We start from the raw sequence: 12,099 nt of genomic DNA, 5'->3' as shown, positions 1-12,099 counted from the left end.
CAACCGAAATCGGGATACCATGATCCAGACTATCGCCTTTTACCTGTTTGCGGTGCTCGTGATTGCATCGGCCGTGATGGTGATCACGGCGCGCAATCCGGTGCATTCCGTGCTGTGGCTCATTCTCGCCTTCTTCAACGCCGCGGGCCTGATGGTCCTCGTCGGCGCTGAATTCATCGCGATGCTGCTGGTCATCGTCTATGTCGGCGCGGTTGCGGTGCTGTTCCTGTTCGTGGTCATGATGCTCGACATCGATGTGGCTGCCTTGCGCGCGGGCTTCATCCGTAATTTCCCGCTCGGCATCGTCATCGCGCTGGTCCTGCTGGCAGAGCTGGTGCTCGGCATCGGTGCCTACCGCACGGGCGCCATCGAACTGGGGACGCCCATGGCGAGCGATGCGCCCGCCATGGTGGGCAGCAACACCGGCGCGATCGGCGCGCTGCTCTATTCCAAATACCTCTTCCTGTTCGAGGCGGCCGGCATCATCCTGCTGGTGGCCATGATCGGCGCGATCGTCCTGACCCACCGCCCGCCCAAGTCGAAGCGCGGCCAGCAGGACATCGGCAAGCAGAACCGCCGCAACCCGGACGAGGCAACTGTCATGAAACAGCCCACAGTAGGGCAGGGGGTCGAACTGTGATCGGCGTCGAACACTATATCATAGTCAGCGCGATCCTGTTCGTGCTGGGCGTGCTGGGCATCTTCCTCAACCGGAAGAACATCATCGTCATCCTGATGTCGATCGAGCTCATCCTGCTGTCGGTGAACATCAACATGGTCGCCTTCAGCGCCTTCCTCGGCGACCTCGTCGGGCAGGTCTTCGCCATGTTCATCCTGACCGTTGCGGCGGCAGAGGCGGCCATCGGGCTTGCCATCCTCATGATCTACTTCCGAGGCCGCGGCACCATCGCGGTCGACGACGCCAACCAGATGAAGGGATAAGGCGACGTGAACTCGATCCTCTTCATCGTCTTCCTGCCGCTGCTTGCGGCAGTGGTAGCGGGCCTCGTCAACAAGAGCGCGCCCAGCGTTTTTGCCAAGTCGATCACGACCGGCGCGCTGTTCATCAGCTGCGCGCTGAGCTGGCCGATATTCCTGAGCTTCGTGAACGGCTCGGCAGAGGCAAGCGTCGTTCCGGTCCTCACCTGGGTCCAGTCGGGCGCCTTGTCCTTCGACTGGGCGCTACGCGTCGACACGCTGACCGCGGTCATGCTGGTGGTCATCACCACCGTCTCCGCGCTCGTTCACCTCTATAGCTGGGGCTATATGGAGGAAGACCCGGATCAGCCGCGCTTCTTCGCCTACCTCTCGCTCTTCACCTTCGCCATGCTGATGCTGGTGACCGCCGACAACCTCGTGCAGATGTTCTTCGGCTGGGAAGGCGTGGGCCTCGCCAGCTACCTCCTCATCGGTTTCTGGTTCAAGAAGCCGAGCGCCAATGCCGCCGCCATCAAGGCCTTCGTGGTCAACCGCGTGGGCGACCTTGGCTTCATGCTTGGCATCTTCGGCACCTTCTGGGTCTTCGGCACCGTTTCGATCCCCGAGATCCTCGAAGCAGCACCCGGCATGAGCGGGGCGACTATCGGTTTCCTTGGGCTTCGCGTCTACACGATGGACGTGCTCTGTATCCTCCTGTTCATCGGCGCCATGGGCAAGTCGGCTCAGCTCGGCCTGCACACCTGGCTACCCGACGCGATGGAAGGCCCGACCCCGGTCTCGGCCCTCATCCACGCCGCCACCATGGTGACCGCGGGCGTGTTCATGGTCTGCCGCCTGTCGCCCATGTTCGAGACCGCGCCGGTCGCGCTCGGCATCGTGACGTTCATCGGCGCTGCCACCTGTATCTTCGCCGCCACCGTCGGCACAACGCAGTGGGATATCAAGCGCGTCATCGCCTATTCGACCTGTTCGCAGCTGGGCTACATGTTCTTTGCCGCAGGCGTGGGTGCGTACGGCGCGGCCATGTTCCACCTGTTCACGCACGCTTTCTTCAAGGCGCTGCTGTTCCTCGGTGCAGGCTCGGTCATCCACGCGATGCACCATGAGCAGGACATGCGCTATTACGGCAATTTGCGTAAGCACATCCCGTTCACCTTCTGGGCGATGATGGCCGGCACGCTGGCGATTACCGGCGTGGGTATCTACCACCTCGGCGCCGGTTTCGCAGGCTTCTGGTCGAAGGATGCCATTCTCGAAGTGGCCTATGGCCGCGGTACCGAGCTCGGCAATTTCGCCTTCTGGATGGGTACGCTCGCCGCGCTGCTCACCAGCTTCTACAGCTGGCGCCTGATGTTCCTCACGTTCTGGGGCAAGCCGCGCTGGATCGAGAGCGAGCACATCCAACACAGCGTCCACAAGACGCCCGAGGAAGCTGGCGAAGACACCACGGGCGGCTACCACCCGCATGAAAGCCCGCTTTCGATGCTTATCCCGCTCGGCGTGTTGTCGGTGGGTGCGGTTCTGGCCGGGCAGGTCTTTGCGCCGACCTTCCTCGACGATGCAGCGTTCTGGGGTCAGTCGATCTTCTACAATGAAGACCTGATCCACCGGATGCACGCTGTTCCCTATCTGGTGAAATATGCGGCCTTCATTGTCATGCTGATTGGCCTGTTCGTGGCGTGGCTCGCCTACATCAAGGACACGAGCATCCCCGGCAAGGCGGCCGAGCAGCTCGGCCCGGTTTACCGCTTCTTCTACAACAAGTGGTATTTCGACGAACTCTACCACTACCTCTTCGTGGTCCCCGCCTTCTGGCTGGGCCGCCAGTTCTGGAAACTGGGCGACGTTGGCACCATCGACCGCTTCGGCCCCAATGGCGTGGCCTGGGTGATCGAGAAGGGCTCGGTCGGCGCCAAGAAGTTCCAGACCGGATATCTGTATAGCTATGCGCTGGTGATGCTCCTCGGACTTGTCGCCGCTGTCACCTGGGTACTGTTCTGATGGAGTTCCCCATCCTCTCGCTCATGCTCGCCGTGCCGCTCGTCGCGGCCATCGCCTGCCTGTTCCTGAACGCCTCGAGCGCGCGCATGGTCGCGCTGTTCGCGACGCTCATCGACCTCGCGCTCGGCATCCTGCTGTGGCTCAATTACGATATCGGCGGCGCCCAGTGGCAGTTCACCGAACGCGCACAGCTCTTTGCTGGGTTTCAGTACGCGCTCGGCATCGACGGCATCGCGCTGATGCTCATCATGCTCAGCGTCTTCCTGATGCCCATCTGCATCCTCGCCAGCTGGGATTCCATCACCAAGCGTGTCGGCGAATACATGGCCGCCTTCCTGCTCATGGAAGTGCTGATGATCGGCGTGTTCGCCGCACAGGACCTGTTCCTGTTCTACATCTTCTTCGAGGCCGGCCTCATCCCGATGTATCTCATCATCGGTGTTTGGGGCGGCGATAACCGCATCTACGCGAGCTATAAGTTCTTCCTCTACACGCTGCTCGGCTCGGTGCTGATGCTGATTGCAATGCTGTGGATGGTGAACGAGGCCGGCACGTCCGACATCCCCACGCTGATGCAGTACGACTTCCCGGTCGGCGCGCAGCTGTGGCTGTGGCTTGCCTTCTTCGCCAGCTTCGCGGTGAAGATGCCGATGTGGCCGGTCCACACCTGGCTGCCCGATGCCCACGTCCAGGCACCGACGGCCGGTTCGGTCATCCTTGCCGGTGTCCTCTTGAAGCTCGGTGGCTACGGCTTCATCCGCTTCAGCCTGCCGATGTTCCCCGATGCCAGTGCTGACCTTGCATGGCTGGTCTTCGCGCTGTCGATGGTTGCGGTCATCTACACCTCGCTCGTCGCGCTGGTGCAGCAGGACATGAAGAAGCTCATCGCCTATTCCTCGGTCGCCCACATGGCGATCGTGACGGTGGGCCTGTTCGCTTTCAATGTGCAGGGCCTCGAAGGCGCGATGATGGTCATGCTCGGCCACGGTCTCGTCTCGGGCGCGCTGTTCCTGTGTGTCGGCGTCATCTACGACCGCCTGCACACCCGCGAGATCGCGCGCTACGGTGGCCTCAGCATCAACATGCCGAAATACGCGCTGTTCTTCCTGCTCTTCACCATGGCGAGCGTCGGCCTGCCGGGCACGAGCAACTTCGTCGGCGAATTCCTTGCGCTGGCGGGCATCTACGAGGTCTCGACCTTCGTGACCTTGGTATGCACCACGGGCATCATTCTCGGCGCAGCCTACATGCTCTACCTCTTCCGCCGCGTGGCATTCGGTGAACAGAAGAACGCCGATGCCGCTGCCATGACCGACCTCAACGCCCGCGAATGGGCCATGCTTGCCCCGATTGCAGCCGCCGTGCTGTGGATGGGCGTCTATCCGGAAAGCTTCCTAGCCCCCATGCGTCAGGACATTGCCGCCCTTGAAACCCGCCTCGCCAGCGTGGCGCCGCGTTATGACAGCGCGCTCGACGAAGGGACGCCGCGCGAGAATGCGGCAAACTATGTCGAGTACGAAGGCCACGAGGAGGGAGAGCACTGATGTCCTACGCGACTTCCCTCTACCTCACCGGCGCTGAAATTGGCCTGTCGGTCAGTGGCCTCGTGCTCCTGCTCGTCACCGCATGGATGGGCGAAAAGGCCGGGCGAGGTATCACCATTGCCGCGGTTGCCGCGCTCTTCGGCGCGCTCTTCTTCAACGTCTCGCTGTTCGACGGCGGCGCGGCCGGTGTCGCATTCGGCGGGCTCTTCCTTGCCGATGGCTTCGCGGTTTTCGCCAAGAGCCTCGTCTACATCGCTACCATCGCCTGCCTGATTGTCGCGCCCCGCTATTTCAACGGACACGCGGAATATCGCGGCGAATATCCGGTGCTGATGCTGTTCAATGCGGTCGGCATGGGCATGATGGTTTCGGCCACCGATTTGATGACGCTCTACATCGGTCTCGAGATGTCGAGCCTGTCGTCCTACGTCCTCGCAAGCTTCGCGCGGCGGAACGAGAAATCGAGCGAGGCGGGCCTCAAGTACTTCGTCCTCGGCGGGCTGGCCTCGGGCATCATTCTCTACGGTGTGAGCCTCGTCTACGGCTTTTCGGGCACCACCAGCTATGACGGCATCCGTGCTGCCTTCACCGCCGATTTCTCGACCGGTGCGATGTTCGGCGTCGTCTTCGTGCTTGCCGGTGTGGCTTTCAAGATCGCCGCCGTGCCGTTTCACATGTGGACGCCCGACGTTTACGAAGGCGCGCCGACGCCGGTCACCGCTTTCTTCGCCAGCGCCCCCAAGGTTGCCGCCGTGGCGATGCTAGTGCGCCTGGCGACCGGTCCCTTCGGCGGCCAGGTCGAGGCGTGGCAGCAGATTGTCATCTTCGCAGCGCTCGCATCGATCGTAGTCGGCGCGCTCGGAGCCATCGGCCAACAGAACCTTAAGCGGCTGCTCGCCTATTCCTCGATCAACAACGTCGGCTTCATCCTTATCGGCCTCGCCGCCGCGACGCCGGAGGGCATCTCGGGCGTGATGGTGTACCTGTCGATTTATGTATTCATGACCATCGGCAGCTTCGTCGCCCTGCTGATGCTGCGCGACGCAGAGGGCAATGCGCTGTCGACATTCGACGATATCTCCGGCCTTTCAACCACCAGCCCGGCGCTGGCATGGTGCCTGCTCGCGCTGATGTTCAGCCTTGCCGGCATCCCGCCGCTGTTCGGCTTCTGGGGCAAGTTCGTGGTCTTCCAGGCAGCAGTGCAGGCCGATATGATTGCGCTCGCCGCCATCGGTATCGCCGCCAGCGTCATCGGTGCCTTCTACTACATCAAGTTCATCAAGGTGATGTTCTTCGATGAGCCGAAGGGCGCGGCTCCTGCCAAGGCCCCGGTATCGCACTGGGGGGTCCTCGCCCTCAGCGTCGCCGTAATCTCGCCGCTCGGCTATTTGCTGACGCCGTGGCTCGGCAATCTTGCGGATGCTGCAGCGCAGGCGCTGTTCTACGCCGCTTGATAAAAACGGTCCCAGAAACCGGGAGCACCAACGCCGACCTCGCCGCCGCAATCCGCGCTGGCGAGGCAGTGGGCGAGGGGAACTGGCTCGTCGCCGACCGCCAGACCTCGGGGCGAGGGCGGCAAGGCCGCACCTGGTTCGACGGCCACGGCAATTACATGGGCTCGACGGTGGTTCGTCCGCACGAGCGTGACCCCGCTCCCGCCAGCCTTGCCCTGCTGACCGCGCTGGCGCTTTACGAAACTGTCGTCCCGCTAATTTCGAACCCGGCGGACCTTTCGCTCAAATGGCCTAACGACCTTATGCTTGGCGGGGCAAAACTCGCGGGTATTCTGCTTGAACGAGAAGGCGAGGCCATAATTGTCGGTATCGGCGTAAACCTTGCCGCCTCTCCCGACTTGCCCGACCGCAAGACCATGGCGCTTTCGCAGCTGGGCCCGGCACCGGACCGCGACACTTTCGCCCGTTCACTCGCGGCGAGTTTCGACACCGAACTCGAACGCTGGCGCAATTTCGGAGTTGAACCAATTGTGCGCCGCTGGGAAAGCGTTGCGCATCCCAAGGGCACGGCGCTGACCGTCCATCCACCGGGCGAGGAACCTATCACGGCTGCATTCGCTGGATTGACCGACGACGGCGCACTGCGCCTGCGCTTGGCCTCGGGCGAAAGCCGTGTCATCCATGCAGGCGACGTGATGCTCGCAAACGAGGAGGGCTGAGCCATGCTGCTGGCAGCCGATGTCGGGAATACCAATGTCGTCTTCGCGCTCTTCGAAGGACGCGAAATCAAGGCCCGCTGGCGGATTGCCACCGAGGCGCGCCGGACGGGTGACGAATATGCCGTCTGGCTCCTCCAGCTGCTCCAGCTCGAAGGCTTCAAGCGCGAGGATATCGACCAGATTATCATCGGCTCGGTCGTCCCGCGCAGCATCCACAATTTGACCGTCCTCGCCCGCAAATACTTCGACGTCGAGCCGATGATTGCCGGGGCAGGAAACACCGACTGGGGCATAGCCATCGATGTCGACGAACCCCGCTCGCTGGGGGCCGACCGGGCGCTTGACGCGATCGCGGCCCATGCGAAATACGAAGGTGACCTCATCGTCATCGACTTCGGCACGGCGACCACCATCGATGCGATCGATTTCAACGGTGCTTACAAGGGCGGCATCATCGCCCCGGGCATCAATCTCTCGCTCGATGCGCTGGTGGGCAACACTGCCAAACTGCCGCGCATCGCCATCGAGAAACCGGACAGTGACAGCGTCATCGGCCGCAACACCGAAGACCAGATGCTCATCGGGGTATTCTGGGGCTACGTCTCGCTCATCGAAGGGCTCGTGGCGCGGATGAAGAAGGAAATCGGGCGGCCTGCCAAGGTCGTCGCCACTGGCGGGCTCGCCCTGCTGTTCGATGAAATCACCGACCTGTTCGACGAGGTCGACAGCGATTTGACGCTGCTCGGCCTCGCCATCCTTGCGGAGCGCGCATCCTCTTGAAGAAGAATTACACCCCCGAAGACGAACTCCTGTTCTTGGCGCTTGGCGGCTCGGGCGAGATTGGCATGAACGTTAATCTCTACGGATGTCAGGGGCGCTGGCTAATGGTCGACCTCGGCATGACCTTTTCGGGCGGGCAGTATCCGGGCGTTGACCTCGTTTTCGCCGACCTCGAATTCATCGAGGAGCGTGCGAAGGACCTAGAAGCCATCGTCCTTACCCACGCGCATGAGGACCATATCGGCGCGGTCCCATACTTCGCTGCCGACCTCGGCGTGCCCATCTATGCCACCCCCTTCACGGCAGAGCTCGTCCGACGCAAGCTGGAAGAGGCGGACCTCGAGGGCGAGGTCGAACTCAACATCATCGAGGAAGATCACGGCAGCTTCCGGGTCGGCCCGTTCGAGGTCACCTATCTTCCGCTCGCTCACTCGATTGCGGAGGGCAACGCCCTGCTCATCGACACGCCGCACGGCAAGATTTTCCACACCGGAGACTGGAAGCTCGACGAAGACCCGATCATCGGCGAGCCGACCACCGAGGAAGAACTCACCGAGATCGGCGACGAGGGCGTGCTGGCGCTGGTGTGCGACAGCACCAATGTCTTCAATCCCGCCCCCAGCGGCTCGGAAGGCGCAGTGTTCAAGGGCCTGCTCGAAGAGGTCCAGTGCCATCCGGGCAAGCGTGTTCTGGTGACCACCTTCGCCAGCAATGTCGCGCGTCTCCACACGCTGGGCGAGGTTGCCCGCGAGACCGGGCGGCAGGTCTGCGTCGCAGGCCGCTCGCTCGACCGCATCATCGATGTCTCGCAGCAAAACGGCTATCTCGAAGACTTCCCCGAAACGGTCGATTTCGACACCGCCATGGGCCTGCCGCGCGGTGAGGTACTTATCCTCGCCACCGGCGGGCAGGGCGAACCGCGTGCCGCCTTGTCGCGCATTTCGGAAGACAGCCATCCTCTCGAACTTGTGTCGGGCGATGTCGTGCTGTTCTCGAGCCGCCAGATACCTGGCAACGAACTCGCCATCGGAGCGGTGCAAAACCGCCTAGCGGCCAAGGGCGTTACCATGGTCACCGACCGGCAGAGCCTCATCCACGTATCGGGCCACCCCGGTCGCCCAGAACTCGAAGCGCTCTATGGCTGGCTGCGGCCCGACATCCTGCTGCCAGTTCATGGGGAGATGCGGCACATGCAGGAACAGGCGCGGCTCGGCCTTGCGAATGGCATTCCCGACGCGGTGGTTCAGCAAAATGGCGACATCGTCCGTCTCGCGCCCGGCGCACCCGGCAAGATTGCCGAGGTGAGGGCAGGGCGGCTCGTTCTCGACGGCGACATCATCGCGCCCGCGGATGGGGACAGCATCGTCATGCGCCGCCGCATCATGCACGAAGGCGTGGTCATCGTGGCGCTGGACGACCGTCTCAACCCGCTCATCGACAGCATCGGGCTGCCACTCGACGAGGATTACGAGGATTTCCTCGCAGAGGCGCGCGAGGATATTCGCAAGGCCATCGGGAAGCTCAAGGGCAACGAGCGCAAGTCTTCCAGCACGGTCCATGAAGCCGCGCGTCTGGCCGCACGCCGTGCAGCGCAGCGCTGGTCGGGCAAGCGCCCGCAGGTCCGCGTGCTGCTGCCCACGCGAGGGCTGGACTGAGCGCCATGACCCTGCCGATGGAATGGACTTCGATTGTCGCGATCTATGCGCTGTTCTGGGTGGTCAGCGCCTTCATCATGCTCCCTTTCGGGGTGCAGACGCATGACGAGGCAGGGATCGAAAAAATCCCCGGTCAGGCCGACAGCGCACCAGCCAATTTCCGGCCCGGGCTTATCGCCAAGCGTGCGACCATCCTCGCAGCCGTTTTCACCACGGTTTACGTGCTGAATTACGCCTATGGCTGGGTCGAGGCCCGCGACCTCATCTTCTGGGGTCCGACGGTTCGCTGACCTACTGGCGCAAGCGTTCGAGCGCCTGTGCGAGCACCACGTAAAGCTTACCCATGTCGCTCGACAGCAGCGTCACGCTGACCGCATTGCCATCGCGGGTCGAGAGCATGGTGCGCAGCATCGCCTCGAAGTCGTGGATGTAGCGATTGACGTGCTCGCGGAAGTCCGCATCGCCATCGTACAATTCGGCGATTTCGCGTGCCTCTGAGTTGTCCAGCAGACGAACCGCTCGACGGGTGAAGATACCGCGGTCGCCGCGCAGATAGCTTGCCCACGCGGTATCGGTAACCTCGCTCGACAGGGCCTTGGCAATGTCGATGGCGTTCGAGTTGAGGCTTTCGGTGATGAGCGCCACGCGGCGGGCGAAATCGCCATCGACGCTGTCGGTCGCCTTGTCGCGGGCATGGGCAATGCGCGACTCCAGATTGACCGTCAGTTCGTTCAACCTTCCAAGCTGGTCGCGCAGATGCTGGGTCATGTCGCGAGTCGCTTGGTTGGAGCGATTACGCGCCTCGTCTAGTTCCGCCAGCGCGGTTTCGGTACGCTCGGCAAGGACCTGCTCGATTTGCTCCGAGGTGCGAGCACCGATGCTGTCGGCGATGCTGGAGATGCGGCCGGCCTGCTCGTCCTCGATGGCCGCAAGCGCGCCGCGCGCCTTTTCTTCCAGCGCTGCGATGGCCGTGCGCAGTTCGCCCTGGACCTGGTCGGCGAAGGTGTTGCTGTCTTCTGCAAGATTGGCGAGGCTCGCACGAAGGCGTTCGACGCTCTCGATTTGACGCGTGCTGGTGCCATCGAAGTCCTGCTGGAAGGCATCGAAGCCTTCCATGGCATTACGGGTGCGGTCTTCGATGACCGTCATGCCTTCGGTCAGGGTCTCACCTGTCAGGCGGGCGTTGTCGAGCAGCGTGTGGATTTCGCTGGCGCGGTGCTCGATTGCGGCAAGGCGCTCTTCCGAAGCTTCCATCGCCTTGGGCAGGGTATCCGCGCTCTGCTTGGCGCTGGCCTGGATGAGTTCGAGCAAGCGCACACTGGCGTCGGTGAGGCGGGCAATGTCCTGATCGGTCCCATCCAGCGCCTCGCGGCTGCTACGGAGCTGGGCGGATAGGGCATCGATACCGCCGGCAAGCGTTTCGCGAGCCTCGTATCCCTGCGCTGCCACGGATCCAAACGTCTCGCCGAGCGCAGCGACACGCTCGCCAAGCGCTTCGCCCTCTTCGACCATTGCGGTCAATTGGGCGCGCTGTGCTTCGCGCCGTTCCGCAATCGTAGCGTCGAGTTCGGCCATTCGGGTTGTGAGCGCTTCGGCCATCTCGTCTTGCGCGGCGGACAGGCTCTCGTTGCGCCGCAGTGTCTCTTCCTCGAACAGGCGATTGCGCTCGGTGATGCGCGCATCGACGCTCTGCGCTTCATCGAACAGGGCACGCAGCTTGGTGTTCGCAGCTTCGAGCGCGGCTGCATCGATTTCCTTGATTTCGGCGACAGCCTCTTCGAGCCGGGCCTTCATCGCATCGACCTGGCCGCCCCACGCGCCGATAGCCGCCTCTTCGCCCTCGCGAATGCCGCTGGCCAGTTCCGTCGCCTCTTCACGCAGCGCCAGCAAGCGTTCGCGCATGGCGGCGAGTACCTGCGCCTCTTCCTCGTTTGCAGCGGCATGGGCCTCGGCCAGTTCGCTGCGCAGCGCCATGCTGCGTGCGCGCAGGGCCGAAAGTGCTTCGATCTCCTGTGCCTGCAAATCGCTGCGGATGGCATCGCTGCCTTCGCTAAGCGCGGCGAAGCGCTCGGCGGTCACCGTCTCGAGCTCGTTTGCCTGCTCGGCAAAGGCGGCAAGCGCTTCGTCCACGCGCTTGCGGAGCGAAGCGACCTGACGTTCGCTGGCCTCGCCGAACTGGTTGAGACGTTCAAAGCCGCCGACGAGCGCGCCGAGCTGTTCCTGCGCGGTCCGGCCGACGCCGCCGATCTGGTTCGACACATCGCGCGCCGAATTGGCGATGACGGGGAGGTTGTCGCGCAGCTTCTCCATGTTTTCGAGAGCAGCGCCGCTGGTACCGTGGATGGCATCGACCTGCTCGCCATTGTCGCGGATCAAGCCCTGCAGGCGGTCGGCATGCTCGGAAATCTTTTCCGAAGCGCTGCGTCCAAGATACTCGAGGTCCCGCGACTGGTTGCCGAGGAATTCGCGCGCGAGGCTGAGTTCACGGTTCACGGTGACCAAGCGACGTTCGAGCAGCGCGGATTCCTCGGACAGGCTGCGTGCAACCTCGCCATAGCGACGGGCTTCGCGGGTCGAATTGCGGGTGGCGAGGATCCAGAGCGCGACCACGAGAAGCGTCGGCACCGACCACTCGACAATCCATCCCGCCCATTCCTGCGGGGTGCCTCCACCGAGCATGGCAGACTGGTTCGCCCAGCCATAGAATGCGGTCCAGCCTGCGATTGCAAGCAGCGCCAGCGAGGGTACAAGCCAGTTACGGCGCGGCTGATTAGGCTCCTCTTCGAACCACTCCTCATGCTCGACATATTCGTCGGCAGCGGGTTCATCCACCACCTCCTGTTCGAGGACGAGGTCGGTTTCGGGAGTGTCGACAGCGGTGTTTTCGCCATCGACGACCTTGATGTGGGAGCGCTTTGCCATGGTCTCTCATACCACATTCGCGAGTGCCAGAAACCCTTGTTAACCTTTGAAACCTGCAGGTTGCATGGGAGTGGAGTTGGATTGG

The 12,099-nt window shown here is 62.9% G+C and carries 10 protein-coding genes; 9 read left to right on the top strand and 1 reads right to left on the bottom strand.

The window, feature by feature from the left end; translation table 11 throughout:
* The first annotated feature begins 19 nt into the window (after positions 1 to 19).
* From K3152_RS04225 to K3152_RS04185, 9 genes are read left to right on the top strand one after another with little or no spacing between them, the layout of a single operon-like run.
* On the top strand, positions 20 to 640 hold the full coding sequence (locus K3152_RS04225) for an NADH-quinone oxidoreductase subunit J (RefSeq protein ID WP_221572751.1): 621 nt from the start codon (positions 20 to 22) through the stop codon (positions 638 to 640).
* Positions 637 to 942: an NADH-quinone oxidoreductase subunit NuoK gene (nuoK, locus tag K3152_RS04220; protein WP_221572750.1), complete on the top strand. Its 306-nt coding sequence runs from the start codon at positions 637 to 639 to the stop codon at positions 940 to 942. Before K3152_RS04225 ends, nuoK begins: the two co-directional genes overlap by 4 nt.
* Positions 943 to 948: 6 nt before the next feature.
* A complete protein-coding gene (nuoL, locus tag K3152_RS04215; protein WP_221572749.1) occupies positions 949 to 2,940 on the top strand; it encodes an NADH-quinone oxidoreductase subunit L in 1,992 nt (663 codons plus the stop codon).
* Complete coding sequence (locus tag K3152_RS04210) at positions 2,940 to 4,484, top strand: NADH-quinone oxidoreductase subunit M (RefSeq protein WP_221572748.1); 1,545 nt, start codon at positions 2,940 to 2,942, stop codon at positions 4,482 to 4,484. Before nuoL ends, K3152_RS04210 begins: the two co-directional genes overlap by 1 nt.
* A complete protein-coding gene (gene nuoN / locus K3152_RS04205; RefSeq protein ID WP_221572747.1) occupies positions 4,484 to 5,938 on the top strand; it encodes an NADH-quinone oxidoreductase subunit NuoN in 1,455 nt (484 codons plus the stop codon). Before K3152_RS04210 ends, nuoN begins: the two co-directional genes overlap by 1 nt.
* Complete coding sequence (locus K3152_RS04200; RefSeq protein WP_221572746.1) at positions 5,935 to 6,657, top strand: biotin--[acetyl-CoA-carboxylase] ligase; 723 nt, start codon at positions 5,935 to 5,937, stop codon at positions 6,655 to 6,657. The genes nuoN and K3152_RS04200 overlap by 4 nt, the downstream gene beginning before the upstream one ends.
* 3 nt (positions 6,658 to 6,660) lie before the next feature.
* Entirely contained in the window at positions 6,661 to 7,437 is a 777-nt protein-coding gene (locus K3152_RS04195; protein WP_221572745.1) for a type III pantothenate kinase, read from the top strand.
* Positions 7,434 to 9,092: a ribonuclease J gene (locus K3152_RS04190; RefSeq protein WP_221572744.1), complete on the top strand. Its 1,659-nt coding sequence runs from the start codon at positions 7,434 to 7,436 to the stop codon at positions 9,090 to 9,092. Before K3152_RS04195 ends, K3152_RS04190 begins: the two co-directional genes overlap by 4 nt.
* A gap of 17 nt (positions 9,093 to 9,109) precedes the next feature.
* Positions 9,110 to 9,382, top strand: a complete 273-nt coding sequence (locus tag K3152_RS04185) for a DUF1467 family protein (RefSeq protein WP_221573085.1) — start codon at positions 9,110 to 9,112, stop codon at positions 9,380 to 9,382.
* Between the two features lies 1 nt (position 9,383).
* On the opposite strand, the gene K3152_RS04180 is transcribed toward K3152_RS04185, so the two are convergent.
* Complete coding sequence (locus K3152_RS04180) at positions 9,384 to 12,014, bottom strand: coiled-coil domain-containing protein (protein ID WP_221572743.1); 2,631 nt, start codon at positions 12,012 to 12,014, stop codon at positions 9,384 to 9,386.
* Positions 12,015 to 12,099 lie beyond the last annotated feature (85 nt).

This window comes from Qipengyuania polymorpha, from assembly GCF_019711435.1.
In the GTDB taxonomy this organism is placed as follows: domain Bacteria; phylum Pseudomonadota; class Alphaproteobacteria; order Sphingomonadales; family Sphingomonadaceae; genus Qipengyuania; species Qipengyuania polymorpha.
Note: the sequence above shows the minus strand (reverse complement) of the source record. Positions and strands in the feature narration are given on the sequence as shown.

Excerpts from the sequence above, each read along its gene's own strand:
- K3152_RS04180 (WP_221572743.1), bottom strand. The coding sequence starts at position 12,014 with ATGGCAAAGCGCTCCCACATCAAGGTCGTCGATGGCGAAAACACCGCT.
- nuoN (WP_221572747.1), top strand. The coding sequence starts at position 4,484 with ATGTCCTACGCGACTTCCCTCTACCTCACCGGCGCTGAAATTGGCCTG.
- K3152_RS04225 (WP_221572751.1), top strand. The coding sequence starts at position 20 with ATGATCCAGACTATCGCCTTTTACCTGTTTGCGGTGCTCGTGATTGCA.
- K3152_RS04185 (WP_221573085.1), top strand. The coding sequence starts at position 9,110 with ATGGAATGGACTTCGATTGTCGCGATCTATGCGCTGTTCTGGGTGGTC.
- K3152_RS04195 (WP_221572745.1), top strand. The coding sequence starts at position 6,661 with ATGCTGCTGGCAGCCGATGTCGGGAATACCAATGTCGTCTTCGCGCTC.
- K3152_RS04210 (WP_221572748.1), top strand. The coding sequence starts at position 2,940 with ATGGAGTTCCCCATCCTCTCGCTCATGCTCGCCGTGCCGCTCGTCGCG.